This is a genomic window from Methylobacterium sp. CM6241 (assembly GCF_054817845.1).
Map to the genome: position 1 here is coordinate 1,103,345 of NZ_CM139246.1, position 26,117 is coordinate 1,129,461.

The following is a 26,117-nucleotide window of genomic DNA, read 5'->3' on the forward strand; positions in this document are numbered from 1 at the left end:
GCCAGTCCGGTGAGGGGAGTTTCCGTCCCCTCACCGTAGATCGACGTCCAGCTGAGACAGAATCAAAGACCGAACAACGATTCCGAGGGCCGGGACCGGGACCCCGATTCAGGGCCAACGCCCGGATCGGTGCGACGGCAGGATGGATCGGGCCCACGCCCTTCCATCGGCTCGCGAATGGAGATGTGTCCATGAACAGAGATCATTTCGACGGTGGCGTCCGTAATCTGCAGGGTCGCGGCAAGACGGCCATCGGCGCTGTGACGGGCCGCGCGCGCCAGCAGGTCGAAGGCGCATACGATCAGGCCGCCGGCGCAGCGCAATACGCGTATGGCGAAGCAAGCGACACCGTGAACGACCTGCGCCGCGATGGCGAACGCTTCATCGGTGAGGCGAGCTCCCGCGCCCATGCCCTGGCCGACGAAGCCGAGCAGCGTCGCCAGGCGATCGCCGACCGTGGGTATGCGCTCGCCGACGAAGCTCAGCGCCGCGGCCGTCACTACCGGGGTGAAGCTGTGCGGCACGGCCGGGCGGTGGCGGCTCGGGCGGACGAGAACAAGGCCGTCACGCTCGCTCTCGTGGCGGCGGCAGCCTTCGGGCTCGGATGGCTGTTGCGCCCCTCGCGCTGAGTCCGAGATCCGGACACCCTTCTTGTGAGGGCCTATTCGGCCTAGAAGACCACCCTGGCGGCGCGGGGCCGCAAGGGACACGACGACCATGGCGGTGCGGAACTGGTTCGATCTCACGACCGGCGAGATCGAATCCGCCATCGGCCACTCCATCGCCATCCTCCCCGTGGCGGCAGTGGAGCAGCATGGCCCGCATCTGCCATTGTCCACCGATGTCACCATCGCCGAAGGCTATCTCGCCAAGCTGGCCGAACTCGATGCGAGCGACCTCGACATCCTGGTCCTGCCGGTCCAGAGCGTCGGCAAATCGGACGAGCACGACGCGTTTCCCGGTACGCTCACGTTAACGGCCGAGACGGCCCTGCGGGCCTGGGGCGAGATCGGCCGCAGCCTCCATTGCGCCGGATGCGGCAAGCTCGTCATCGTCACCTCCCATGGGGGCAATAGTGGCCTCATCGACCTCGTGGCGAGCGACCTGCGCAGTCTCGGCATGCTCGCCGTCACCACGGCCTGGAGCCGGTTCGGCTACCCGCCGGGCCTCTTTCCCGACGACGAAATCAGGCATGGCATCCATGCCGGCGCCGTCGAGACGGCGCTGATGCTGGCGTTGAAGCCCGGTTCGGTGCGTCGGCAGGCCATTGCCGATTTCGAGCCTCGCTCAGTCGCGATGGAGCGCGACTTCACCCATCTGCGTGCCGGCCGCCCTGCCGCCTTCGCCTGGAAATCGCAGGACCTTCATCCTTCCGGTGCCATCGGCAACGCGACTCTCGGCACGCGCGAAGCCGGCCTCGCGGCCCTCGACCACGGTGCGAGAGCCTTCCTCGATCTCCTGCGCGACGTGGACCGCTTCCGTCTCGATCCGTGAGGCGCCTTCGCGGCGCCTAATCCTCGTCCTCGGTCTCCGGGGTACGGCCGGGCCAGGTGACGATCTGGTCGAGGAGTTCGTCGGTGGTGAACTCCTCCTCGTTGCCCGAGATCCGGCCGCGCACCGAGATCCCGGCTTCGTGGACGCTGGCCTGACGGCCTGAGACGAGGGGATGCCACGGATAGAGATCCTGGCCGTCGCGCACGAGGCGATAGGCGCAGGTCGGCGGCAGCCACGGGATGGTGCGGACCGCCTCCGGCGTCAGGCGGACGCAATCGGGCACCCGTCTCTGGCGGTTGACGTAATCGCGACAGTTGCAGGCGAGCCCGTCGAGAAGGGTGCAGCCGACATCGGTATGGTAGACCTCGCCGGTATCGTCATCCTCGAGCTTCAGCAGGCAGCACCGGCCGCAGCCGTCGCACAGGCTTTCCCACTCGGACGACGACATTTCGTCGAGGGTCTTCTCTCGCCAGAACGGCTTCGATCGCTCGGGCGCCATTGGGTCCGGGGCAAGGAGGGGGGATGTGCGGTCCCTCATCGGGAGCACCTTCGGGGTTCGAAACGGAGGGCGGAGCGCGCAGGCTCCTTGACGCATGTGGGCCTGATCGGCAAGCCGCGCCACCTCCGCGCCCCATTCCCGGATCAAGGTTGACGAAGGGTTATTCTCGCCGACGTCGCGACGTTTTCGCTTTCCGACGCATTATGGTGCGGGCCGTCCGCGTTCTTCCCCTGCCGAAGGGCGGGTGGTGTGGATTGCCGGGCCTCGCGAAGACGCGCGGAGCTTGGTAGTGCTTGACCTGCGGCATCGGTGAGCGGTGCCGGCCGTGCGTTGAGGGACAGAGATCACGTCGTGCGCCTGCCCAAAGCCACCTCGCTTCTGACGCGCCTGAAACACGCCGCCCTCGGCTTCGATGCCTGGGTGAATGCGAGCCTGTACGACAGCGGCCGCTCCACCGCCGAGACCTACGAGCGTTTCCAGGAACGCATGCAGATCTTCTCGGTGCGCGGCTGGAAGCGTGTCGCCCTCGATCTCACCAGCGAAGCGGTGACGCTCGGGACCGGCGGCGCCGTTCTGATGCTGGCCCTCGCGCAACCCGCCTTCAACCTCACCAGCGAGAACTGGCTGAAGCAGCAGGATCTCGCCGTCACCTTCCTCGACCGCTACGGCGTCGAGGTGGGGCGGCGCGGGATCAAGCACGACGATTCGCTGAAGCTCGACGACTTTCCCGACAGCATGATCAAGGCGCTGGTCTCCACGGAGGACCGGCGCTTCTACGAGCATTGGGGCATCGACCCGATCGGCACGGCGCGCGCGCTCGTGTCGAACTCGCGCGGCGGCGGCAACACGCAGGGCGGCTCCTCCATCACCCAGCAGCTCGCCAAGAACCTGTTCCTCACCAATGAGCGCTCGCTGGAGCGCAAAGTGAACGAGGCGTTCCTGGCGCTCTGGCTCGAGAGCCATCTCAGCAAGAACGACATCCTAAAGCTCTATCTCGACCGCGCCTATATGGGCGGCGGCACCTTCGGCGCGGTGGCGGCGGCCGATTACTATTTCGGCAAGCCCCTGAAGGACGTGAGCCTCGCCGAGGCCGCGATGCTGGCCGGCCTGTTCAAGGCGCCGACGAAATACGCGCCGCACGTCAACCTGCCGGCGGCCCGCGCCCGCGCGGTGGACGTGCTCCACAACATGGTGGAAGCTGGCTTCGTCACCGAAGGCCAGATCCAGACGGCATTGCGCAACCCGGCGACGCCGGTGACCCGCACCCGCGACATCACCGCCGATTACTACCTCGACTGGGCCTTCGGCGAGATCAAGGGCATGGCGGATGCCGGCAAGCTGCGCGGCGACCGCGTGCTGATCGTGAAGACGCCCCTCGACATCGGTATCCAGAAACGTGCCGACCAGGCGGTGGAGAACATCCTGCGGCAGTACGGCGACCAGTACGACGTGGACGAGGCCGCCATGGTCATCCTCGATCCGGACGGGGCGCTGCGCGCCATGGTCGGCGGGGCCGATTACGGCGAGAGCCAGTTCAACCGGGCCACCGATTCCCTGCGCCAACCGGGCTCGTCGTTCAAACCCTACGTCTATGCGGCGGGTCTCGCCGCCGGCCTCTACAGGCCGGACACCCGGGTCGTGGACCGGCCGATCTGCCTCGGCAATTGGTGCCCGCAGAATTACGGCCGCTCGTTCTCCGGCGCCACCAACCTCACCGTGGCGGTGGCGAAATCCATCAACACGATCCCGATCCAGATCTCGGTCGCACTCGGCAAGGCCATCGGCATCAAGGGCGACTTCCCCGCTGCCAAGGCCGGACGCGCCAAGATCATCGATATGGCCCATCGCATGGGCATCACCACCCCGCTCACCGATTCCGTCTCGCTTCCCATCGGCTCGGCGGAGGTGAACGTCATCGATCAGGCGGCGGCCTATGCGGTGTTCGCCAATGGCGGCCGCAAGGCCAAGCCCTACGCGGCCATGGAGGTGAAGAACTCCTCCGGCGAGGTGATCTACCGCCATGCCGACGAGAAGCCCGAGCAGATCCTTTCCCCCCAGGTGGTGGCCGACATGAACTTCATGTTGAACAAGGTGGTGGAGGAGGGGACCGGCCGTCGCGCGCAGCTCGACGGCATCAAGGTCGCGGGTAAATCCGGGACGACCAACGCCTACAAGGATGCCTGGTTCGTGGCCTATACCGGCAATTACGTGGGCGCCGTCTGGTTCGGAAACGACGATTCCACCTCCACCAACAAGATGACCGGTGGCTCGCTGCCCGCCATGGCCTGGCACGACGTGATGGAAACGGCTCACCAGGGAATCGAGTTGAAGGCGATGCCGGGCCTCAAGGAGAACACCCGTCCGATCGCGCAGGCCGGGTCGTCCTCACCACCCAACGCCGCCGCCAGTGCGGCCGGCAAGCTCTCGCGGCGCTCGTTCGAGGTCATCGGCAGCATGAACGGACTGTTCCGCACCGTGGAGGCGGGGACGCCCGCCGGCGCCCGCGCCGCCGCTGGGGAGACCACGGGCGCCGTGGCCGATGGCGCCCGCCCGGTCGGCGGCCGCATTGGCATCCCGTAGCGACGGTGTCCAACGGCCCCAGGATGTCAGCCGCCGCATGAGCACCACAGATCACCCTGCCCGGTCCGGCGCGATGCCGGGCATCGCGGGCGTCGCCGGCCGGGGAAGCCGCGCCTTTCGGGCCGTCCTGCGCCGGACGTCCCGCGTCGGGCTCGTCTTCTATACGCTCGCCCTCGGCGCGGGCTTGGGGTTGGCGGCGGCGGATTACGCCACGCGGGGCGGCTATCCGTTCGGCGGCGTTTCGGTGGGGAGCTGGGTCGCCTGGCCGCGCACGGGCTCGCTCGGCGCCGATCCGTATGCCCGCGCGGTGAATGCCCGGCGCGGTGAGATTCCCCTGGCGGTGGGGGAAGGCCTGCTTCTCACCGCCTCCCAGGACGACGAGGGCCGCGCCCTCAATGCCACCTGCACCTACCGGATCGCCGGGGCGACGCCTCCTGCACGGGCCTGGACCATCACCGTCGCCGGGCGCGGCAAGCGTGACCCCGACCGGCCTGTGATGCGCGAAGGCTTCACCTCCACAGAGGTGCTGCGCGACGTGGACGGGCGCTTTTCCATCGTCCTCGCCCCGGACGTCCAGCCCGGCAACTGGCTGCCCATGCCGCGCGCTGCCGGCCCGGTGCGGCTGGCGCTCCGCCTCTACGATACGCCGGTGGCGGCCAGCGCCGGCACGGTGGAGCGATCCGCGGTTCCCACGATCTCCCGCACGGAATGCGCGGAATGAACCCGACCGGCCGTTTCCTTCTCGCGACCCTCGCCGGCCTCGTCCTGGCCGGGCTGGTGCATATCGTCGTCGTGCTGGCGATCCCGAGCCTGTCGGAATCCGACGCGCTGACGAAGGCACGCACCAGCGAGACGCTCGATCACGCGATGCCGGTCTACACTCTGGCCACCGGCATCAACCCGGCTCCAGCCGAGGCGTGGCTGCCCATTCCCGATCCCTCCGTCGCCGTGGGGATCTGCGCCTACAACCTCGCCGAGGGTCCGATGCGGGTCTCGGCACGGACCGGCGCGCTGATGCTGTCCCTGGCCGTTCATGGCCGGCGGGGGGCCTTCTACGCCGTCACCGACCAGGCGGCGGTGCGCGGCGCCCTCGACCTCGTGATCCTCACCCGCGCCCAATACGACGAAGCCTTGGCCAACGAGGACGAGAACGATGTAAGCCGCGACGTGCGGATCGTCGCCACCGAGCGGGAGGGCTTCGTGGTGGTGCGCGTGGTCGCGGCCCTTCCGAGCCAGCGGCAGGCGGCGAACGAGGCGGTCCAGGCCGTTTCCTGCACCATCGACAGCCCGACCGAGGACGCTGCGAAATCCGGCGGCTGATGGCCGGCCCCCATCCTCTCCGGACGGGCAGCCCTGATTCAGTACTTCGCGACGATGGGGAGGGCGGCCTTGGGAACGGGCGCTTCCACCAATCCGCAGCGCGCCTCCGCCTCCGCCGGAAGCAGCGGGTCGAGCATCACCCGGCGTCCGTCGAGGCCGGCGAGGCTGCGCTCGACCGAGACGGCTTCGACCGAAGGGACCTCCACGAGGAGATGCTGCAGGGCGTAGCGGTAACGTTCCGCTCGAACCCCCGTCTCCAGCCGGACCCAGGCCACGAGGCAGCGGTTCTCGGCGACCCGCATGGCGGCCTGCCGAATGCTCTCGTCGTCCAGGCTCTTCACGAAGGGCAGGCTGCGCAGGCGCAGGGTATCGGCATTCGCCACCCGCGCGGCCGTAGCCACGAAGAGTGGGATCAGGCGCCCATCCGCCGTGATGTCGTCCGACAGGCGACGATAGCGCGAAACGGGCGAGCGGAATGGCTCCGCGACCAGGGCCGCGTGATAGCTGGCGACGTCATCGTTCCGCCAACTCGGCGGCAGCACGCGGGTGCGGGTGAGATTGGCTAGGGCGTCGGTGAAGGCCTCGTTCTCGGCTGCCGGCATCAGGAAGCGCCAGGCCCGGTCACGCAGGGTGCGCTCGTCATCCGTGAGCGGGAAATACGAGGCCGGCTCGTTGCGGTAATGCGCGGCCACGGTGCCGGTGGATGCCACGAGGCTGTTCCACGCGCTCGGGGCCGGACGGCCGAAATCACCCTTTTGGGCGCAGCCTCCCAACAGCAGAAGTGCGGCGGCGGTTGCGGTCCGGACCGGGCGTCGGGTGGAGCTGACGGAATGGGACGCCGGCATCGCGCTTCCTCGGAGTGACGGTGCTGCTCGGCTCGCGGTGACCGGAGGCGGGGTCTCAAGAGGCGTGGGGCGTCAGGAGCGTCGGCGCTGGCGGGGGGCGGGCAACGCCGGGTCGGGCATGCGCTCGTAGCGGACGCCGGTGAACAGCAGGATCTCTCCCGCCATGCCGTCTGCGCTTTCGTCTTCCCTGCGGAAGCGGCGGACGGCGCTCTGGCGGAACGGCACGACGCTCGCGGTCGGGCGCGTCATCGAACGATCCCCCCGGTCGCCCGAAGGCTCTCCGGTATGTAGGTCGGCTTTCTGGGACTTGCGGTCAGGCGTCATCGCTGGCGATCCCATCGATCCTCGATCCGCACCACCCGAACCTGTCGGAAGCGTCCACTCGAATCCCGTCGGGGCCTGGCCCCGTCGAATTCTCAATCCATCGTGATGCAGAGCGGAGATCATCACGGGGTAGTTAACGAAAGGTTTCTGCACTCCTTCAATTCGAAGGGTAGCGCGGGACGGCTGACCTGGGGAACGCGGTCGCGTGGCAATTTCGCCGCAGCGACGGGGCCCTCCGAATAGCAGTTGGAAACGAGCCCTGGCTTGCTCCTTGCTTCGCTCTTCGCTGCCCATGGCGGGCGTTTCCTCCCTTGTACTCGGCCCCGCTCCACCTGTGAGCGGGGCCATTTTCATGACCCGTCTCGCGGTGCATCGAGCAAAAAGTGTGACCGGCACGACACGCTCACCGTCCGCCTCCGTGTCCGATGAGCCTTGGCCGGAACAAGGACGGCATCCCGCGCGCTTGCTAACCCATGGCAGCGGCAGATATGCCGCCTCAATCCGATCCGAGCGAAGGACAACGCAGAATGCGCGTGGCGACCACACGATCCTCCAGCCTCTCGAAGGGCCTGTCCGTGGCTCTGAAAGCCGCTCCCTTCGCGCTCCTTCTCCTGGCGGCCGGCCCAGCCCAGGCCCAGCGTGAAGATCAGGGCCTGCAGCTCGGCTGCGCCAACGACTACTTCCGCCTCTGTGCCGGCGTCGATCCCAACAGCAACGAGGCCGAGAAGTGCATGGAGCGCAATCGCCCTCGTCTCTCTCCCGAATGCCGCAACGCCATCGGCGACTACGACCGTCGCACCGGCGGCAAGTCCCGCTGAGAGGATAAGTCCCGCTGAGAGGATAAGTCCCGCTGAGAGGATAGGTCCCGCTGAGGCGGGACCACGGAGACAAGTCTCGCCGACAGGGGAAAGTCACCCCTCGGCGACGCGTCCCGGTAAGAAGTCTGTCGACGCGAGCCGGGCCGTCGACTAGGCCTGCTGCGTCCGACGAAGACTGGGGACGGGCGGGTCCCCGAGCCTTCGCCGATGCTCGAACGTGAATGAGGCTCGTGCGCCATGGCTCTGACCGTCGCGGTTCAGATGGACCCGATCCAGGCGATCAGGATCGCCGGTGACACCACCTTCGCCCTGCTCCTCGAAGCGCAGGCGCGAGGCCACGACCTTCTGTTCTACACGCCGGACCGCCTCTCCATGCAGGGGCAGGTGGTGACCGCGCGGGTCGAGCCCCTCCGGGTCCAGGATGTGGAGGGCGCTCACGCGACCCTCGGTGCCGTGGAGCGTGTCGATTTGGCCGATGTCGATGTGGTGCTGATGCGCCAGGATCCGCCTTTCGACATGGCCTACATCACCGCGACCCATATGCTGGAGCGGATCCATCCTCGGACCCTGGTGGTGAACAACCCGGCCGAGGTGCGCAACGCGCCCGAGAAGCTGTTCGTCCTCGATTTCCCTCAGCTCATGCCGCCGACCCTGATCACCCGCGACAAGGCGGAGATCGAGGCATTCCGGGCCGAGCACGGCGCCATCGTCATGAAGCCCCTGCACGGCCATGGCGGCGCGGCGGTGTTCCGGGTGCTGCCGGAGGACGCCAATTTCGGTTCGATGTTCGACCTGTTCTCGGTGACGTTCCGCGAGCCCTGGGTGGTCCAGCGTTTCCTTCCCAAGATCACCGAGGGCGACAAGCGCATCATCCTGGTGGACGGCGAGCCGATGGGCGCGATCAACCGTGTCCCGGCGCTCAACGACATCCGCTCCAACATGGTGCGCGGCGGGGCGGCGGCGGCCTCCGACCTCACCGAGCGCGAGCGGGAAATCTGCGCCACGATCGGACCGGAGCTTCGCCGGCGCGGCCTCATCCTCGTCGGCATCGACGTGATCGACGGCAACCTCACCGAGATCAACGTCACCTCTCCCACGGGCATCCGCGCGATCAAGCGGCTCGGGGGACCGGATCTGGCGGTCTCGGTCTGGGACGCGATCGAAGGGCGAATCGCAGCAGCCTGAGCGCATCTTTCAGCGCCGGGCACGCTCCTCTTTTCCGGCGCGAGGGCTGAAGGCGCCAACCGGGCGCCTTCGCCGATCAGCCTTTCGACGCGTGGACCGCGAGTTCGGGCTTGTGGTTCAGGGTCTGGAAGACCACGCAGTAGCGCTCCGTCAGCTTGAGGAGCTGGTCGAGCTTCTCCTGCGGCGCATCGGTGTCGAGGGCGAAGTTCAGGCGGATCGCGCGAAAACCCACCGGCGCTTCCTTGTCGACACCCAGCGTGCCACGGAAGTCGAGGTCGCCCTCGGCGCTCACCGTGCCGGCGCGCAGATCGATCTCGAGGGCGGTCGCCACCGCTTTTATCGTGACCCCGGCGCAGGCGACCAGCGCCTCGAGCAGCATGTCGCCCGAGCAGAGTTCGAGGCCGGACCCGCCGGTGGCCGGGTGAAGGCCGGCGACCGCAAGCGCCCGCCCGGTCTCGACCCTACAGGCGATGGAGGTGTCGTCAAGGGTGCCCTTGGCCTTCAGGGTGATGACGGCCGATTCCGGCGTATTGCGGTACTGGTCCTTGAGAGGGGCCTGGAGCGAGCGCAGGGTGGTGGCGTCCATGGGGTGTTTCCTCGATCGTCTTGGTGCGATTGTCGTCTTGGTGCGATTGTCGTCTTGGTGCGATTGTCGTCTTGGTCTTTGCCTCGGCGTCTAACCTGGGATGCGCCCGGACGCCAGGGAAGGGCTCACCACCATTGCGCCGCCTCGGTAGGCGCCGCCGCTTGAGCCGGCTTCAGCGAGCGGTCCAGGGCAGCGAGGATGCGGCGGGTGGCGGCCTCGCTATGCGGCGAGGCCGGATCGCGCGGCCGGGCCAGCGCCAGGGGAATCGCATCGTCGAGCCGGCCGGGCTTGGGGCGCATCACCACCGCCCGGTCGGCCAGCGCCACTGCCTCCCCGACATCGTGGGTGACGATGAGGATCGTCGGCTTCGTCTCCTGCCAGAGGGCGAGGAGATGGCCGTGCAGGTCCTTGCGGGTGAAGGCGTCCAGCGCCGAGAACGGTTCGTCGAGGAGGAGCACGCGCGGGTTCGCCACGAAGGCGCGGGCGATGGAGACGCGCTGCTGCTGCCCGCCCGAGAGTTCCCGCGGCCAGCGGCCCGCATGTTCGGCAAGCCCTACCATGTCCAGGGCATGGGTGATGCGTGCCTTGCGCTCCGCCCGGGGCAGGTGGCCGAGGCCGAAGCCGACATTGTCGGCGACATCGAGCCAGGGCAGCAGGCGCGGTTCCTGGAAAACGAGCCCGACGCCCGGATGCGGCTCCGCGATCCGCTCGCCGTCGAGGACGATGCGGCCCTCGCTCGCCCGGTCGAGCCCCGCGACGAGCCGCAGCAAAGTAGTCTTGCCGCAGCCCGAGCCGCCGATGAGCGCGACGATCTCGCCCTGGGGCACGGAGAGATCGATGCGCTCCAGCGCCCGCGTGCCGTCGGAATAGGTCTTGGACAGGCTATCGAGGGTGAGCATCGCGGGGCACCAGCCTTCTTCGATCCGGTGAGGGGACCTACAACGTCTCCCGCGCCGTGTCCTGCCAGCGTGTGAGAGGCCGGGTCACGGCGACGAGGACGGCATCGGCCAGCTTACCGAGGATCGCAAAAGCGATGATCGCCGCCAGGATCTGGTCGGCCTTGCTGAATTGCTGACCGTCGATGAGGAGGTAGCCGAGTCCTTCGGAGGCTCCCATCAGCTCGGCGGCGACCACGAACAGGAAGCCGAGGCCGAGGCCGGTGCGCAGGGCGGTCAGGGTCGCGGGCAGGACGGCGGGAAGCAGGATACGCCGGGCGAGCTGCAGCTTCGACAGCCGGAAGATGCGTCCGACCTCGATGAGCTTGCGGTCGACGGAGGCGATGGCTCCCGCCACCCCGATATAGACCGGGAAGAACACCCCCACGGCGATGAGCGCCACTTTCGGCGTCTCGAGAATGCCGAGCCAGAGGATGAAGAGCGGCACCCAGGCGAGGGACGGCACGGCACGCAGTGCCTGGAGCGTCGGGTCGAGGATATGGCGGGCTGTGGGAAGCGCCCCGGTCAAGGCGCCCGCCGCGATGCCGGCCAGGGCGCCGAAGGCGAAGCCGAGGGCGACGCGCACCAGCGTCGCCTGGACGTGCATCCACAGGTCGCCCGAGGCGGCAAGGTCGTGGAGGGTCGCCGCGATCCGGCTCGGCGGAGGCATCAGCCGCCCCTGGGCGAGGCCGGTGCGGACGGCGAACTCCCACCCGATAACCAGGGCCAGGGGCAGGATCAGGCCGAGCGCGAGGCGGCCGCCCCGGTGCCAGAAAGTGTCCCCCCGTGGCTTGGGCGACGCCGTCCCGTCAGCCGCGTCGTGCGCGGCCGACACCACGGAGGCGGTTGCAGCGGGCTCGATCACAGCGCGCTCGGTCGCAGCGGACTCGTTCACGGATCAGCGGGCGGCGGGTGCGAATTGCGGATCGATCAGCCCGTCCACCGCCGCCTTCACGTCGGTGCCGGCGGGGATCACTCCGGCCTGCTGCAAGGCGATGCCGGCGGCGGTGATCGACTCCGCCTGAGCCTTGCCGATGGCGGGTCGGGTGAGGTCGGTCCGCTCGATCTGGCGGGCGATCACCGTTTCCGGCAGTTTCGTCACCGTGACGAGGGCGCTCTTCAGGGCGTCCGGATTCTTGATCGCGTAGTCGCGCGCGGTCTCGTAGGCGGCGATGACGGTGCGGACGAGGTCCGGGTTAGCGGCGGCGAAATCCTCGCGCACGTCGAGCACGCCCCAGGTATTGGCGGCGGCATCGCGGTGGAACAGCACGTCGTCGTTCTCGATCTCGGAGGCCGCCATCATCGGGTCGAGGCCGGCCCAGGCATCGACGTCGCCCCGGTCGAGGGCGGTGCGCCCGTCGGCATGCTGAAGCAGGACGAGCTTGGCGTCCTTCTCGGTCAGCCCGGCGCCCTGAAGCGCGCGGATGAGGAAAATATGCGGGTCGGTGCCGCGAGTCACCGCGATGCGCTTGCCCCTGAGGTCGGCGGGCTTGGTGATGCCGCTGTCCTTGCGGGTCACCAGTGCCGTCCATTCCGGACGCGAGAAGACGTAGACCGCCTTGATCGGGTTGCCGTTGATCCGGGCGAGCAGAGCCGCGGCCCCCGCCGAGGACCCGAAATCGATGGCGCCGCCATTGAGGAATTCCAGCGCCTTGTTGGAACCCAGCGACTGGGTCCATCGCACCTTGATGCCCTTGTCCTTCAGGGCCTCTTCCAGGAAACCCTTGTCCTTGAGGATCAGGCTCACCGGGTTGTAGGTTGCCCAATCGAGGCGGATCTCCTTGACCTCCGCCGCCTCGCCGTGGCGCGGCATCAGCAGAAGCGACGCGGCGCCGCAGATGACACTCAGGATGGCGCGACGAGACAGTGTCATCGGTCAATGGTCTCCATGGTCCCGGCAGCGGCGCGGGGTTTCCGAGGTAGCCAGGACCGTTCGTTTCGTCAAACAAATTTTCCGGCACGTAGAACGACATCATGCCGAGTGCCCATCACATCTACGCCTCTGCCTAGCGTTGTCTCTGGTGTCCGACCGGGAACATGATAACGGGTTTGCGCATGTTCGACGCCGCCGACGCCCTCAAGACGGTCCTCACCACTCTCGACCGCGACGTGCGCGAGGCGACGCAGCTGCGCGCGCTTCTCGTGCCGCAGCTCCGCCGCATCATCGAGCTCGGACATGCCGACGCCGAAGCCCGGCTGACGGAGGAGCGCAACGGCACCGCCTGCGCCCAGCGGATCAGCAACCTCACCGATGCGGTGATCCGCACGATACACGATGCGGTGGTGTGGCGGCTCTACCCCAATGACAATCCCTCCACGGGCGAGCAGCTCGCGGTGGTGGCCACCGGCGGTTACGGCCGTGGCACGATGGCGCCGGGATCGGACATCGATCTCCTGTTCCTGCTTCCCTACAAGCAGACCGCCTGGTCCGAGAGCGTCGTCGAGGCGATGCTCTACGTGTTGTGGGACCTCAAGCTGAAGGTCGGCCACGCCACGCGCTCGGTGGAGGAGTGCCTGCGCGAGGGGCGGGCCGACATGACGATCCGCACCTCCCTCCTCGAGGCGCGCTACCTCTTCGGCGCGCGGGCGCTGTACGAGGAGCTGGTCACGCGGTTCGACACCGAGCTCGTCATGTGGACGGCGCCGGAATTCGTCGAGGCCAAGCTGCGCGAGCGCGATACCCGCGTCTCGAAAGCGGGAGCCTCGCGCTACCTCGTCGAGCCCAACGTCAAGGACGGCAAGGGCGGCCTGCGCGACCTCAACACCTTGTTCTGGATCGCGAAATACACCTACCGCGTCCGCGACCAGAGCGAACTCGTCCCCGCCGGCCTGTTCACGCCGGAGGAGTACCGGGTGTTCGAGCGCTGCGAGGAACTGCTCTGGCGCGTGCGCTGCCACATGCATTTCGTCACTGGACGGTCCGAGGAGCGGCTCTCGTTCGGCCTGCAGCCGCGGATCGCCGAACGCTTCGGCTACGAGCCGCGCGGCGGCCTGTCGGGCGTCGAGCGCTTCATGAAGGCCTATTTTTTGATCGCCAAGGAAGTGGGCGATCTCACAGCCATCGTCTGCGCGGCTCTCGAGGCGCGGCATGCCAAGCGCACGCCGGTCCTCGACCGCTGGATCGGCCGTTTCCGTGATCGTTTCCGCGCCACCGCCATCGAGGCGGAGGATTTCATCGACGATCATGGTCGGATCAACCTGCGCACCGCCGACGCCTTCTCGCGCGATCCGGTGAACTTGATCCGCCTGTTCTGGCTCGCCGATCGCCACAACCTGCCGATCCACCCGGATGCGACCCGGGTCGCCACTCGCTCGCTCCGACTCATCGGCCATTCGCTGCGCTCCGATACGGAGGCCAACGCCCTGTTCCTCGATGTGCTGACGTCGAAGAACTCGCCGGAGACGATCCTGCGGCTGATGAACGAGGCCGGCGTGCTCGGCCGGTTCATCCCGGATTTCGGCCGCATCGTCGCGCTGATGCAGTTCAACATGTACCACCACTACACGGTGGACGAGCACCTGCTGCGCTCGATCGGCGTGCTGGCGGCCATCGATTCCGGCACGGTCTCCGAGGACCACCCCATCGCCACGCGGCTCATCGACACGATCAGCCACCGCCGCGCCCTTTACGTCGCGGTGCTGCTGCACGACATCGCCAAGGGGCGACCGGAAGACCATTCCATCGCCGGCGCGGCCATTGCCGAGAAGATCGGCCCGCGCTTCGGCCTCACCCAGGCCGAGACCGAGATCGTGGCCTGGCTGGTCGAGCACCACCTGCTGATGTCGATGACGGCTCAGAGCCGCGACCTCTCCGACCCGAAGACGATCCAGAAATTCGCCTCCGTGGTGCAGACCATGGAGCGGCTGAAGCTCCTGATGATCCTCACCGTCGCCGACATCAAGGCGGTGGGGCCGGGCGTGTGGACCGCCTGGAAGGGCACGCTCCTGCGCACCCTCTACGACGAGACCGAGGTCCTCCTGTCGGGCGGTCATTCCGAGATCGCCCGGACCGACCGGGTCCGCCTCATCCAGATGGGCTTGCGCGAACAGCTGGCGGATTGGGATCCGGCCTTCTTCGATACCTATGCCGCCCGGCACAACCAGGCCTATTGGCTGAAGGTCGACGCCGTCCGGCAGTTCAAGAATGCGGGGTTCGTGCGCGGCGTCATGGAGGACGGCCGCACCGTCGCCACCGTCTACGAGACCGACCCGACGCGGGGCGTGACCGAGATCACGGTCTATTCGCCCGACCATCCGCGTCTCCTCGCCATCGTCACCGGAGCCTGCGCGGCGCTGGGCGGCAACATCGTCGACGCGCAGATCTTCACCACGACCGACGGCTTCGCCCTCGATTCGATCTTCATCTCCCGCGCCTTCGAGCGGGACGACGACGAGCTGCGTCGCGCCAAGCGCATCACCACGGCGATCGAGCGCGCGCTGAGGGGCGAGATCCGCATCGCCGATCTCGTGGCCGACCGGCATCCGCCGAGCAACCGCTCCAACACGTTCCTGATCCCTCCCGACATGGCGATCGACAACGCCCTGTCGAGCCGGGAGACCGTCGTCGAGGTCACCGGCCTCGACCGGCCGGGCCTGCTCTACGAGCTGACGACCGCCCTCGGGCGCCTCAGCCTCAACATCACCTCCGCCCATGTGGCGACCTTCGGCGAGCGGGCGGTGGACGTTTTCTACGTCACCGATCTCACCGGCACCCGGGTGATCCAGCCCGACCGGCAGGCGGCGATCCGCAACGCGGTCATGGAGGTGTTCGCCAGCGATGTCGCTGCCCTGAGGGCGGAGGGGTTGGAAGCGCTGGTGGAGTCGCCGCCTCCGCGGGAAGCCTGAGCCCCCTGCAGGCATGAATCACGCAGGGGGCTGAGGCGGGAGACGGCACCAGGGCGGCGCTCGGCTTGATTTCATCCTCTGCGCGTCTGATATCACCTCCGATCCCGGAACATGATGCCGACCCCCGTCGAGCGGGTCTCGGCGTCGTGGCCCGACCCCATTCCGATCGACCGCGTGCTGTGGGTCGCCGGCGACTATGACCGACGACCGGTGCGGGACGAGCAACCTGCGATCGACGAAGAGCGATGATGGCGAACGACATGGAGCATGATGGGCAGCGCGCCGACGCGGCGGAAGCCGAGGCGAAGACCGATGCGCGTGCGGAGGACAACGCCGAGGCTTTGGCGGGCCTGATCGCCGAGCGCGACGAGTTGAAGGATCGCGTCCTGCGTACTCTGGCCGAGATGGAGAACTTGCGCCGGCGCACCGAGCGCGAGGTGGCCGATGCGCGGACCTACGCCGTGACGAATTTCGCGCGCGACATGCTGAACGCGGCCGACAACATCCGTCGTGCGTTGGAGAGCGTGCCGGCTGAAGCAGCCTCGGCCGCCGAGGGGCCGTTCAAGGCGCTGATCGACGGGATCGAACTGACCGAGCGCGATCTGGCCAAGACCCTGGAGCGCCACGGCGTGAAGCTCATCGAGCCGCAGGGCCAGCGCTTCGATCCGAACCGCCACCAGGCGATGTTCGAAGTTCCCAATGCCGAGGTCCCGAACGGCACGGTGGTGCAGGTGATGCAGTCCGGTTACATCATCGGCGACCGGGTCCTGCGACCGGCCCTGGTGGGTGTCGCCAAGGGTGGCCCCAAGGCCGCCGCCAATCCGGCGGACGCGGCCTGACGCATCGGCCGAACATCAAATGATGACTGCAGCCTCGTCCCGGACGATACCTCCCGGGCGAGGCTGCCGCCCGGCTACTTCACCTCGACGCTGTCGATGACCTCGCGGAACTTCGACAGCATGGCGCTGCGCTGGTCGGCCCGCACCACGCCGAGCGCGCGGAGGTAACCGTCCGGCGCGAACCGGATGGTTTGCGAGACCACCACCGGCGTGTTCGAAGGGCCATCCACTGCGCGGGCAACGATCTCGTGCCAGTCGACGCCGTTCTGGCGGTAGGTCTGCGAACGCTCGACCGCGAAATCCTTCATCGTCTGGTTCGAATAGAGCGCGGCACGGGCGAAGGCATCGCGCTGCTCCGGCTGCGGCGGCTGCTGGACGGCCTGGGCCAGGACCAGGATGGGCTGTTCGAGATTGAGCATCTGGTCCTTCGGACCTTGCGTCATCAGGATCGAATTGCCCGCGAGCACCCGGACGGGACGGAAGCCGGCCGATTCACGGATCCGGAACGGCAGCGCGGCGACCTGTTCGTCCAGGGTGAGTTCCGGCCGGATCTTCACGCTGGTCAGCATGTTCCGCATGGTTTCCGGCGTTTCGGCATCGGGCACGGTCTGGGCGATGATGATGCCGGTGACCGTGGTGTCACCGACGAGCAGCAGCCATTTCTTGATGGCTGGGGTGTTGGCGCCTTCCGGGGCCGGCTGCTCCCCCGTGAAGAGCACGGCATCCACGTCACCCGCGACCTTGATGGCTTCCCGCGTCGCGACGACGAACCCCTGCGTACGGAGGTTCTCGTCGGTGAAGCTCTTCTCCAGGTCGACGAAGGCCGTCGACGGCAGCTCGACGATGGAGAGCGTCGCGCCGCCTTCCATCCGCTCGAATCCGGAGAACCGCTTGGACAACGTCATGTCCGAGGCCGGCGTGAAGCCGAAGCGCGAACTCGGCGGGAAGATCGCATCGGCAGCCCAGGCCACGGAGATGGCGCCTGACGAGAGCCCGGCGATCAGGGCCAGTGCCGCGACCGGACGGACGAGATTACGCAGACGCATCGGATCGGTTCTCCGCGACGGAGCCGCCTGTTGCGGCTCCGGTTCAGGTGTTCGGACGCGAGACGACTCCGGTCAAGGCGAAGGGCTCGCGCGGCCTTCGTGAGGAAGGCTCGCCGACGATGGGTCGGCCCACACCTTGCCGCTGTCAAGCGTTCCGGTCGGCCTGCGGCGGGGCCGTGGCTCCACGCCGCTGTCGGCCCGCCTCCCGGGCGGAGCCACGTTCGGCGGAACGAGGGAGCATAGGCATGCCGGATGTTTGTTCCGGAACCGCGCACCGATGCCCGGCGCGGCTTTCACCGCGCTTTGCCTTCAGGCGTCGTGGTCGATGTCCCGCTCGAGGACGGCCTTGCTCTCCACCGTGGTGTCGGATTTGAGCTGATAGACGAGGGGGATACCGGTGGCGATCTCGAGACTCGCGATGGTCTTAGTGGTCATCCCGTCGAGCACCATCACCAGCGCGCGCAGCGAATTGCCGTGGGCGGCCACCAGGACGCGCTCGCCGGCCATGACGCGCGGCAGGATGGTCTGAATGTAATAGGGCAGCACGCGCGCCGCGGTGTCCTTCAGGCTTTCCCCGCCGGGGGGCGGAATGTCGTAGGACCGGCGCCACTGATGGACCTGGGCATCGCCCCAGCGCTCACGGGCATCGTCCTTGTTGAGGCCCGACAGGTCCCCGTAATCCCGCTCGTTGAGCGCCTCGGACCGGACCGTCTCGATGCCGCCCTGGCCCATCTCCTCCAGGATCAGTGCGCAGGTATGCTGTGCCCGCTGAAGGTTGGAGGTGAAGGCGACGTCGAAAGCGTACCCCTGCTGCTTCAGCCAGCGGCCGGCGGTCCTGGCCTCGGTGATGCCGAGCTCGGTCAGTTGCGGATCGCGCCAGCCGGTGAAAAGCTTCTTGAGGTTCCATTCGCTCTGGCCGTGGCGAGCGAGGACGAGCAGGCGCTCCATCAGACGTCCATCCTATTTCTCGGTGAATGGTGCGACGCAACAGAATCTGCGCCTGCGGGGCTGGTGTACCGGCCGACCTGAACAGTCAATGACCGGGCGCTCGTATCAGAGACCGAGGACGTCGGCCATGCCGTAGAGGCCTGGAGGTTTGGCATGGCCCCACAACGCCGCTCGTACGGCGCCACGGGCGAAGATCGCCCGATCCTCGGCATGGTGGCTGATGGTGATGCGCTCGCCGGGGCCGGCGAAGGTCACGCTGTGGTCGCCCACCACCGTGCCGCCACGCAGGGTGGCGAAGCCGATATCGCCGGGCCGGCGCGCGCCGGTATGGCCGTCCCGGGTGGAAACGCGCGTCTCGGCGAGGTTGACGCCGCGCCCCTCCGCAGCCGCCTCCCCGAGGAGGAGGGCCGTGCCGGAGGGCGCATCCACTTTCATGCGGTGATGCATCTCGACGATTTCGATGTCGAAATCCTCTCCCAAAGCCGCAGCGACCTTCCGCACGAGACCGGCGAGCAGGTTCACGCCGAGGGACATGTTGCCCGAGCGCACGATCCGGGCATGGTGCGCTGCCGCAACGAGCTTGTGGATATCCGCCTCGGCGAGGCCGGTCGTGCCGACGACATGGACGATGCGGGCCTGGGCGGCGAGTTCGGCGAAGAAGGTCGTGGCCGAGGGGGCGGTGAAATCGAGGACGCCGTCGGTGGCCGCGAAGACCGTGAGCGGATCGTCGGTGACGTTGACGCCGAGCAGCGGCAGGCCGGCGAGGGTCCCTGCATCCTGGCCGAGGGCGGGCGAGCCCTCGCGCTCGACGGCGCCGCTCAGGGTGCAGCCCTCGGTCTCCGTCACCGCCCGGATGAGCATCCGCCCCATGCGCCCCTCGGCACCGACCACTGCGAGCCGCATCCTGTCGTCCTTCCACGAGAATTCGCGCCTGCGGTACAGCCTCAACCGGGCGATGCCAAGGCGAGGTTGGCCAAGGCGAGGCTGTCGGTGTGCGGGCCTGTCCGCTCAGCGCTTGCCGGCGGCGAGGATCGGTCCGAGGACGTCGGTGACGCCGTTCACGGTGATCTGGGTGCCGATGCACAGGAGCAGGAAGGCGAAGAGCCGGCCGAGAACCCGTGCGCCGACCGGGCCGATGGCGGTCACCACCCTGTCGGCCGAGCCGTAGGTGAACCTGACCAGGAGCGCGATGGCGAGGGCCGCCAGCGACATGCCGAGATAGAACCCGATCCGGTCGGGCCCCGGAACGGGCCGGTTCGAGCCGAGGGCGATCGCGACGGCGATGGTGCCGGGGCCCGTCGTGAAGGGTAGGGTCAGGGGGAAGAACGCCACGTCGGCGACGCTGTCGGGAGCATCATGGGTCGCCTCGGCATGCTTCCGTGCCTCACGAGCCTCGGGTGCGCTGAGCAGGGTCCAGGCGGAGGCGGCGACCACGAGACCGCCTGCGATCCGCAGGGCACCCAGCGACACGCCGAAGAAGTTGAGGATCGGCGCCCCCGCCCATAGGGCCGCGAGCATGATCAGCGCTGAGTAGAAGCCGATGCGCTTGGCGATCTCCACCCGTTCCGGATGGGAGTTCTGCGCGGTGATCTGCGAGAAGATGAGGGCCGAGCCGACCGGATTGACGATCGAGAAGAGGCTCGAGAACGCGAAGACGAAGCTGTGGAGCGCCGCTTCCGGGGCGATGAGGCTGAACATGGAAACGGCTGCCTTTGGTCTGGAGCCTTGGTCGGATGCCTGAATCGAGTGGCCTCGGTTCAGCCCGGGGAGGGGGTGGGAACCAGTACTCTCGCCGGAGCGAGGCGGGTTGCCCGTTGCACCTTGCGGACCGCCACCGGACGATAGAGCTGCTTCGTGGCGTCGATGACGTGCAGGCCAGCGAAGGGGAGGGAGAGACCGGTCCCGACCTTCTCCCAGGCGCTGGCCGTCCGCAGCCAGAGCCGGCTGTTCACCGGGGGCATGTAGAGCGCCTCGGCCCATCCTTCCGGCGAGAATTGGGTGGTCCGCATCAGCCGCCCGAGCTGCGAGCGGCTATACGGCTGGCCATGGCCGAACGGCGTTGCATCGCGACGTGTCCAGACGCCGCGCCGATTGGGCACGACGAGGATCATCCGCCCCCCCGGCGTCAGCACGCGCCACACGTCCTGGAGCAATTCGGTCGGGCTTTCCACCGATTCGAGGGCATGGACCAGGATCACCCTGTCCACCGCCGCTTCCGGCAGGGGCATCATCGTGGGGTCGGCGAGGGCCGAGCAGGAGCGTCCGCCGCCGGGCCAGTTCACGACTCCCTGCGTGGCCGGCATGAAGGCAAGCGTGCGCTCGGCGATGACGTGAATCGGCCCGAGATAGGGGGTCGCGTAGCCCAGGCCGAGAACCCTCAGGCCCGAGACCGAGCCGAGGAATCCATGGATCGCCCGCCCGACGATGCGATGGGTCACGCCGCCGAGGGGGCTGGCATAGAAGGCGCGCAGATCGGTCACGTCGAGGCGCATGGGCGGCTTGCTCCGGCGCGGCCGGACGTTTTGAAGTTACAGGGTTCTTTGACGCAGGCTAGGAATCGGATCAATGGGGACGAGGCCGCTCGCCCACAACCCGCAACGTCCGCCGCAACGTCCGGATGCCGGAACTCCTCGCCGCCGCGTCCGGTTCTTGCTCAGGTTCACCGCGCCACCAGAGAGGAACGCCTCGTGACCGTTTCCCGCCCCGAGATCCGCACCTTCCTCTGCCGGAGCGACAATATCGGCGTGCTGATCCGCGATCCCGGGACGGGCGCCTGCGCCGCCATCGACGTGCCGGAGGCGGCTCCCGTCCTGAAGGTGCTCGACGAAACCGGTTGGACGCTCACGGATATCCTGGTGACGCACCGGCATCTCGATCATATCGAGGGAATCCCGGAGGTGAAGCGCCGCACCGGCGCGCGGGTGACTGCGCCGCGCAAGGCCGGGGCCGATGTGCAGGAGGTGGATGTCGCCGTCGCCGAGGGGGATCTCGTCCGGGTCGGCGAACTCGAAGCGCAGGTCTGGGAAACGCCGGGCCACTGCAACGACCACGTCAGCTACTGGTTCTCCGGAGCGCAGATCGTGTTCGCTGGCGATACCCTGTTCACCCTCGGATGCGGGCGGGTTGTGGAAGGCCGGCCGGAATCGCTCTGGCGGTCGCTGGAGCGGTTTCTCCCCCTGCCGGACGACACCGAGGTTTTCAGTGGGCACGATTACGTCCTCTCCAATGCCCGTTTCGCCCTCGCCGCCGATCCCGACAACGTGGCGTTGAAGTCTCGTATGGCGGAGGCTCAGGACGCAAAGGCCGCTGGCAGATTCCTGGTTCCGACGACGATGAGGCATGAGCGCGCGACCAATCCTTTCCTTCGTTCCACGGAGCCTTCCCTCGCTAAAGCAGTGAATCTTTCTGCTAATTCACCGGCGGAACTAGTGTTCACTGCATTAAGGGCCTGGAAGAACAGCTTCTGACCGGCTATGGGCCTCTGGCTGTCTCGATCTCAGCGAGACATGCGGGGGCGACGCCGACTCCGGATACGGCCCGCCCTCCTTATCAGCGCCGGCTGGAGTATCGATGGAGACGGCAGGTACGTCCTTTGTGGTCGGCTATGATTCGGTCGGCAGCGATGATGCTACACCCATGACGGGTCTCCGCCCGCCCGACAGGCCCAAGGCCCGAATTAGCCGGGCCAGCCCCACGCCGCTCTCGGTGGATGCGCGCCTCCTGGCGATCGCGACGGAGCATCTGGCCAGGCTCGGGCACAAACGGGTGACGGTCGTCGCGGTGGCCGCCGAGGCCGGCATGACCCACGCCAATGTCTACCGGTATTTTCCATCCAAGGATGCCCTTCTGGATGCCGTCGCGGGCCGCTGGCTCCGAGATGTGGAGGCGGAACTCGCCCGCATCGCCGATGCGCCCGACCCCGCAGACGACAAGATCGAGCGCCTCCTGATGGCCCTGGCGAGCGCGCAGCGCGAAGTCCTGGCACGGGAGCCCCATCTGTTCGCGGTCCATCTCGATGCGACGGTGGCGGCACGGCCCATCGCCCGGCGTCACCGGGTTCGCCTACGCAGTCTCGTAGAGCGTGTGGTGGAGGAGGGGATCGCTGCGGGAGCCTTCGTGGCGCGCGATCGCGAGCGGGCCATCGCCTACATCTTCGATGCGAGCTACCGCTTCACCCATCCGCTGGCGATGCAACACGATTCCGATCTGCCCGTCGACCTGATCCAGGCGCGCTTCGGAGCCGTCATCCAGGCGATCCAGAAAGTGCTACGGATCGGCGCACTTTAAGCGAAGTAACAATATTTTGGACCTGTCACCGAAGCTTTGCCGTCGAACCGGAGAGGGGTTCGTTGGTCTAAAATGCTCCGGCGAAAGACTTTTTTGGAAGGCATCCTCCAGCGTCGCGGTACGTCTGTGGCCCGAACTCTGCTTAGCGCCGACCACGTCGGGTTGAAGCATGGGGACTTTTCCGCCACACCGTCGCGGCGAAATCAACGTGCGATCGCGACCTCGGCAAGCAGCCCGTCCGTAGGGACGGAGCATCGCGGATCGGCACTGATATTGGAGGTTCGTTTTCCATGGCACGCAGCAAGATCGCGCTCATCGGCGCCGGGCAGATCGGCGGAACCCTCGCGCATCTGGCGGGCCTGAAGGAACTCGGCGACGTCGTCCTGTTCGACATCGTCGACGGCGTTCCCCAGGGCAAATCCCTCGACATCGCGGAATCCGCTCCGGTCGACGGGTTCGATGCGACCTATACGGGCGCCAGCGATTATTCGGCCATCGCCGGAGCCGACGTGGTGATCGTCACCGCCGGCGTGCCGCGTAAGCCCGGCATGAGCCGCGACGACCTGATCGGCATCAACCTCAAGGTGATGGAAGCCGTCGGCACCGGCATCAAGGAACACGCTCCGGACGCGTTCGTGATCTGCATCACCAACCCGCTCGATGCCATGGTCTGGGCCCTGCAGAAGTTCTCGGGCCTCCCCACCAACAAGGTCGTCGGCATGGCCGGCGTGCTCGATTCGGCGCGGTTCCGCCACTTCCTGGCCGACGAGTTCAAGGTCTCGGTGGAGGATGTCACCGCCTTCGTGCTCGGCGGCCACGGCGACGACATGGTCCCGCTGGTGCGCTACTCCACCGTCGCCGGCGTGCCGCTGCCGGACCTCGTCAAGCTCGGCTGGACCACCCAGGAGAAGCTCGACGCCATGGTCGAGCGCACCCGCAAGGGTGGCGGCGAGATCGTGAACCTGCTCAAGACCGGCTCGGCCTTCTACGCCCCGGCCGCATCCGCCATCGCCATGGCCGAGAGCTACCTGCGCGACAAGCGCCGGGTGCTGCCCTGCGCCGCCTATCTCAGCGGCGAGTACGGCATCGACGGCATGTATGTCGGCGTCCCGATCGTGATCGGCGCCGGCGGTGTCGAGCGTGTCCTCGAGGTGGAATTCAATGCCGACGAGAAGGCCATGTTCGACAAGTCGGTGGGCGCCGTGAAGACGCTGATCGAAGCCTGCAAGACCGTGAACCCGGCGCTGGCCTGAAATCTCACAAGAAGCGTCGCGCGCCGGCGGGTGTCCCGTCGGCGTGAACGAGGCCGGTGTGTCGTGTCTTCCAATCCCGCGCGCTGCCGCGGGACGAGGCGAGGAAATGTCCTAATGAACATCCATGAATATCAGGCGAAGGCGGTGCTCAAGGAGTTCGGCCTGCCCGTCTCCCGCGGCGTTCCGATCTTCAAGCCGGAAGAGGCCGAGGCTGCCGCCAAGGAGCTGGGCGGTCCTGTCTGGGTGGTGAAGTCGCAAATCCATGCCGGCGGACGTGGCAAGGGCACGTTCAAGGGCGCGCCCGCTGGCGCCAAGGGCGGCGTGCGTGTCACCAAGTCCATCGACGAGGTCAAGCAATTCGCCGGCGAGATGCTGGGCGAGACGCTGGTGACGATCCAGACCGGCGAAGCCGGCAAGCAGGTCAACCGCCTCTACATCGAAGAAGGCGCGCAGATCGCCGCCGAGTTCTACCTCTCGATGCTGGTGGACCGCGAGACCGGGCAGGTCGCCTTCGTCGTCTCGACGGAGGGCGGCATGGATATCGAGACCGTGGCCCACGACACGCCCGAGAAGATCATCACCTTCTCGGTCGATCCGGCCACCGGGATCATGCCCCATCACGGCCGGGCCGTCGCCAAGGCTCTCGGCCTCACCGGCGCACAGGCCAAGGAGGCGGGCGACCTCACCACCAAGCTCTACCAGGCGTTCACCGCCAAGGACATGAGCATGCTGGAGATCAACCCGCTGGTCCTCACCGGCGATGGCCATCTCAAGTGCCTCGACGCCAAGATCTCGTTCGATTCGAACGCGCTCTACCGCCATCCCGACATTCTGGCGCTCCGCGACGAGACCGAAGAGGACGCCAAGGAGATCGAGGCCTCGAAATACGACCTCGCCTATATCGCGCTGGATGGCACCATCGGCTGCATGGTCAACGGTGCGGGCCTCGCCATGGCGACCCTCGACATCATCAAGCTCTACGGTGAGGAGCCGGCGAACTTCCTCGATGTCGGCGGCGGCGCGAGCGAGGAAAAGGTGACGGCGGCCTTCAAGATCATCACCGCCGATCCGCAGGTGAAGGGCATCCTCGTCAACATCTTCGGCGGGATCATGAAATGCGACGTGATCGCGAACGGCGTGATCGCGGCGGTGAAGGCTGTCGGCCTCGAAGTGCCCCTGGTGGTGCGTCTCGAAGGCACCAATGTCGAGAAAGGCAAGGAGATCATCCGGAATTCCGGCCTCAACGTGATCCCCGCCGATGACCTCGACGATGCCGCGCAGAAGATCGTCGCCGCCGTGAAGAAGGGCTGAGAGTACCCATGTCCATCCTGATCGACGCGAACACCAAGGTCATCTGCCAGGGCTTCACTGGCAAGAACGGGACCTTCCATTCCGAACAGGCGATCGCCTACGGTACCAAGATGGTCGGCGGCACCTCGCCCGGCAAAGGCGGCGCGACCCATCTCGGCCTGCCGGTCTTCGACACCGTGGCCGAAGCCCGCGAGGCCACCGGCGCGACCGCATCGGTCGTCTACGTGCCGCCGCCGGGCGCGGCCGACGCCATCTGCGAGGCCATCGCCGCCGAGATTCCTCTCATCGTCTGCATCACCGAGGGGATCCCGGTCCTCGACATGGTGCGGGTGAAGCGCTCCCTCGAAGGCTCGAAGTCGCGCCTCATCGGGCCGAACTGCCCGGGCGTGGTCACGGCCGGCGAATGCAAGATCGGCATCATGCCCGCCAACATCTTCAAGCCGGGCTCGGTGGGCATCGTCTCGCGCTCCGGCACGCTGACCTACGAGGCCGTGTTCCAGACCACGAATGCCGGTCTCGGGCAGACCACGGCAGTCGGCATCGGCGGCGATCCGGTGAAGGGCACCGAGTTCATCTCGATGCTCGAACTGTTCCTGGCCGACGACAAGACCGAATCGATCGTCATGATCGGCGAGATCGGCGGTTCCGCCGAGGAAGAGGCGGCACAGTTCATCGCCGACGAGGCCAGGCGCGGCCGTCGCAAGCCGATGGTCGGCTTCATCGCCGGGCGCACGGCTCCTCCTGGCCGCCGCATGGGCCATGCCGGTGCCATCATCTCGGGCGGCAAGGGCGGAGCCGAGGACAAGATCGCCGCGATGGAAGCGGCCGGCATCCGGGTATCGCCGTCTCCGGCGCGCCTCGGCAGCACGCTGGTCGACGTCCTCAAGGGGTGAGGTTCTCGGGAATCTGTCACTTGTGTTGCGGTGCAAAATGACTCCGCAGCATCTATCTAGGAAACGGCGCGGCTTGATCGCCGCGCCGACACGAACATCCCCATCGAAG

The 26,117-nt window shown here is 67.4% G+C and carries 27 protein-coding genes; 15 read left to right on the top strand and 12 right to left on the bottom strand.

All coding sequences use genetic code 11. The features are described from left to right. The first annotated feature begins 191 nt into the window (after nt 1-191). Both ACYQR9_RS05120 and ACYQR9_RS05125 read left to right on the top strand, forming a co-directional pair. Nucleotides 192-629, top strand: coding sequence for a CsbD family protein (locus ACYQR9_RS05120; protein WP_461228902.1), 438 nt, complete (start codon nt 192-194; stop codon nt 627-629). 88 nt (nt 630-717) lie between these two features. Continuing rightward, on the top strand, nt 718-1,494 hold the full coding sequence (locus ACYQR9_RS05125; protein ID WP_461228903.1) for a creatininase family protein: 777 nt from the start codon (nt 718-720) through the stop codon (nt 1,492-1,494). A 16-nt stretch (nt 1,495-1,510) separates the two neighbouring features. Here the strand turns inward: ACYQR9_RS05125 and ACYQR9_RS05130 are convergent, their stop codons facing one another. Beyond that, the gene (locus tag ACYQR9_RS05130; protein WP_461228904.1) at nt 1,511-2,032 is read right to left on the bottom strand and encodes a YcgN family cysteine cluster protein; all 522 of its coding nucleotides are present in this window, start codon (nt 2,030-2,032) and stop codon (nt 1,511-1,513) included. Between the two features lie 312 nt (nt 2,033-2,344). Between ACYQR9_RS05130 and ACYQR9_RS05135 the strand changes: the two genes are divergently transcribed. The 3 genes from ACYQR9_RS05135 to ACYQR9_RS05145 are packed head-to-tail and all read left to right on the top strand — an operon-like array spanning nt 2,345 to nt 5,893. After that, entirely contained in the window at nt 2,345-4,573 is a 2,229-nt protein-coding gene (locus ACYQR9_RS05135; protein WP_419953256.1) for a transglycosylase domain-containing protein, read from the top strand. Nucleotides 4,574-4,610: 37 nt separating this feature from the next. Beyond that, the gene (locus ACYQR9_RS05140) at nt 4,611-5,294 is read left to right on the top strand and encodes a DUF1214 domain-containing protein (protein ID WP_461228905.1); all 684 of its coding nucleotides are present in this window, start codon (nt 4,611-4,613) and stop codon (nt 5,292-5,294) included. Next, complete coding sequence (locus ACYQR9_RS05145; protein ID WP_056427089.1) at nt 5,291-5,893, top strand: DUF1254 domain-containing protein; 603 nt, start codon at nt 5,291-5,293, stop codon at nt 5,891-5,893. The genes ACYQR9_RS05140 and ACYQR9_RS05145 overlap by 4 nt, the downstream gene beginning before the upstream one ends. Nucleotides 5,894-5,931: 38 nt before the next feature. Here ACYQR9_RS05145 and ACYQR9_RS05150 read toward each other — a convergent pair whose 3' ends face one another. Together ACYQR9_RS05150 and ACYQR9_RS05155 are read right to left on the bottom strand one after the other, a co-directional pair. Next, nucleotides 5,932-6,738 carry a hypothetical protein gene (locus tag ACYQR9_RS05150; RefSeq protein ID WP_461228906.1) on the bottom strand — a complete coding sequence of 269 codons (807 nt, stop codon included), beginning with the start codon at nt 6,736-6,738 and terminating at the stop codon, nt 5,932-5,934. 72 nt (nt 6,739-6,810) lie between these two features. Further along, nucleotides 6,811-6,987 carry a hypothetical protein gene (locus tag ACYQR9_RS05155; RefSeq protein ID WP_311276602.1) on the bottom strand — a complete coding sequence of 59 codons (177 nt, stop codon included), beginning with the start codon at nt 6,985-6,987 and terminating at the stop codon, nt 6,811-6,813. Nucleotides 6,988-7,589: 602 nt separating this feature from the next. Between ACYQR9_RS05155 and ACYQR9_RS05160 the strand changes: the two genes are divergently transcribed. Then, nucleotides 7,590-7,880 (top strand): hypothetical protein, encoded by a 291-nt coding sequence (locus tag ACYQR9_RS05160; RefSeq protein ID WP_056426933.1) that lies wholly within the window; start codon nt 7,590-7,592, stop codon nt 7,878-7,880. Between the two features lie 237 nt (nt 7,881-8,117). Beyond that, nucleotides 8,118-9,065 carry a glutathione synthase gene (gene gshB, locus ACYQR9_RS05165; RefSeq protein WP_461228907.1) on the top strand — a complete coding sequence of 316 codons (948 nt, stop codon included), beginning with the start codon at nt 8,118-8,120 and terminating at the stop codon, nt 9,063-9,065. Between the two features lie 76 nt (nt 9,066-9,141). Here gshB and ACYQR9_RS05170 read toward each other — a convergent pair whose 3' ends face one another. From ACYQR9_RS05170 to ACYQR9_RS05185, 4 genes are all read right to left on the bottom strand, one after another. Continuing rightward, nucleotides 9,142-9,651: an OsmC family protein gene (locus tag ACYQR9_RS05170; protein ID WP_461228908.1), complete on the bottom strand. Its 510-nt coding sequence runs from the start codon at nt 9,649-9,651 to the stop codon at nt 9,142-9,144. 125 nt (nt 9,652-9,776) lie between these two features. Beyond that, a complete protein-coding gene (locus ACYQR9_RS05175) occupies nt 9,777-10,550 on the bottom strand; it encodes an ABC transporter ATP-binding protein (protein WP_461228909.1) in 774 nt (257 codons plus the stop codon). 37 nt (nt 10,551-10,587) lie between these two features. Next, nucleotides 10,588-11,328 carry an ABC transporter permease gene (locus ACYQR9_RS05180; protein WP_210348203.1) on the bottom strand — a complete coding sequence of 247 codons (741 nt, stop codon included), beginning with the start codon at nt 11,326-11,328 and terminating at the stop codon, nt 10,588-10,590. Nucleotides 11,329-11,484: 156 nt separating this feature from the next. Next, nucleotides 11,485-12,459 (bottom strand): aliphatic sulfonate ABC transporter substrate-binding protein, encoded by a 975-nt coding sequence (locus ACYQR9_RS05185; protein ID WP_461228910.1) that lies wholly within the window; start codon nt 12,457-12,459, stop codon nt 11,485-11,487. A gap of 182 nt (nt 12,460-12,641) precedes the next feature. Between ACYQR9_RS05185 and ACYQR9_RS05190 the strand changes: the two genes are divergently transcribed. The 3 genes from ACYQR9_RS05190 (at nt 12,642) to grpE (ending at nt 16,270) form a co-directional block, all read left to right on the top strand. Next, nucleotides 12,642-15,431, top strand: a complete 2,790-nt coding sequence (locus ACYQR9_RS05190; RefSeq protein WP_461228911.1) for a [protein-PII] uridylyltransferase — start codon at nt 12,642-12,644, stop codon at nt 15,429-15,431. A 111-nt stretch (nt 15,432-15,542) separates the two neighbouring features. Then, nucleotides 15,543-15,680, top strand: a complete 138-nt coding sequence (locus ACYQR9_RS05195) for a hypothetical protein (protein WP_156467748.1) — start codon at nt 15,543-15,545, stop codon at nt 15,678-15,680. Next, the gene (gene grpE / locus ACYQR9_RS05200) at nt 15,677-16,270 is read left to right on the top strand and encodes a nucleotide exchange factor GrpE (protein WP_461228912.1); all 594 of its coding nucleotides are present in this window, start codon (nt 15,677-15,679) and stop codon (nt 16,268-16,270) included. Before ACYQR9_RS05195 ends, grpE begins: the two co-directional genes overlap by 4 nt. Nucleotides 16,271-16,344: 74 nt before the next feature. Here grpE and ACYQR9_RS05205 read toward each other — a convergent pair whose 3' ends face one another. The 5 genes from ACYQR9_RS05205 to ACYQR9_RS05225 all read right to left on the bottom strand — a co-directional run bounded on the left by ACYQR9_RS05205 (nt 16,345) and on the right by ACYQR9_RS05225 (nt 20,756). Next, complete coding sequence (locus ACYQR9_RS05205; RefSeq protein WP_461221664.1) at nt 16,345-17,316, bottom strand: hypothetical protein; 972 nt, start codon at nt 17,314-17,316, stop codon at nt 16,345-16,347. Between the two features lie 309 nt (nt 17,317-17,625). Then, the gene (locus ACYQR9_RS05210; RefSeq protein WP_056143159.1) at nt 17,626-18,264 is read right to left on the bottom strand and encodes a 2,3-bisphosphoglycerate-dependent phosphoglycerate mutase; all 639 of its coding nucleotides are present in this window, start codon (nt 18,262-18,264) and stop codon (nt 17,626-17,628) included. 105 nt (nt 18,265-18,369) lie between these two features. Next, nucleotides 18,370-19,167, bottom strand: a complete 798-nt coding sequence (dapB, locus tag ACYQR9_RS05215) for a 4-hydroxy-tetrahydrodipicolinate reductase (protein ID WP_461228913.1) — start codon at nt 19,165-19,167, stop codon at nt 18,370-18,372. A 105-nt stretch (nt 19,168-19,272) separates the two neighbouring features. Further along, nucleotides 19,273-19,962: a MarC family protein gene (locus ACYQR9_RS05220; RefSeq protein ID WP_461228914.1), complete on the bottom strand. Its 690-nt coding sequence runs from the start codon at nt 19,960-19,962 to the stop codon at nt 19,273-19,275. Nucleotides 19,963-20,021: 59 nt separating this feature from the next. Beyond that, a complete protein-coding gene (locus ACYQR9_RS05225; RefSeq protein ID WP_461228915.1) occupies nt 20,022-20,756 on the bottom strand; it encodes a methyltransferase domain-containing protein in 735 nt (244 codons plus the stop codon). Nucleotides 20,757-20,951: 195 nt separating this feature from the next. On the opposite strand from ACYQR9_RS05225, the gene gloB reads away from it, so the two are divergent. The 5 genes from gloB to sucD all read left to right on the top strand — a co-directional run bounded on the left by gloB (nt 20,952) and on the right by sucD (nt 26,008). Then, entirely contained in the window at nt 20,952-21,731 is a 780-nt protein-coding gene (gene gloB, locus ACYQR9_RS05230; protein ID WP_461228916.1) for a hydroxyacylglutathione hydrolase, read from the top strand. Nucleotides 21,732-21,900: 169 nt separating this feature from the next. Continuing rightward, entirely contained in the window at nt 21,901-22,551 is a 651-nt protein-coding gene (locus tag ACYQR9_RS05235; protein ID WP_244478182.1) for a TetR family transcriptional regulator, read from the top strand. Between the two features lie 290 nt (nt 22,552-22,841). Further along, entirely contained in the window at nt 22,842-23,804 is a 963-nt protein-coding gene (gene mdh / locus ACYQR9_RS05240; RefSeq protein ID WP_018045796.1) for a malate dehydrogenase, read from the top strand. A 114-nt stretch (nt 23,805-23,918) separates the two neighbouring features. Continuing rightward, nucleotides 23,919-25,115 carry an ADP-forming succinate--CoA ligase subunit beta gene (sucC, locus tag ACYQR9_RS05245; protein ID WP_461221660.1) on the top strand — a complete coding sequence of 399 codons (1,197 nt, stop codon included), beginning with the start codon at nt 23,919-23,921 and terminating at the stop codon, nt 25,113-25,115. A gap of 8 nt (nt 25,116-25,123) precedes the next feature. Continuing rightward, nucleotides 25,124-26,008: a succinate--CoA ligase subunit alpha gene (gene sucD / locus ACYQR9_RS05250; protein WP_461228917.1), complete on the top strand. Its 885-nt coding sequence runs from the start codon at nt 25,124-25,126 to the stop codon at nt 26,006-26,008. Nucleotides 26,009-26,117 lie beyond the last annotated feature (109 nt).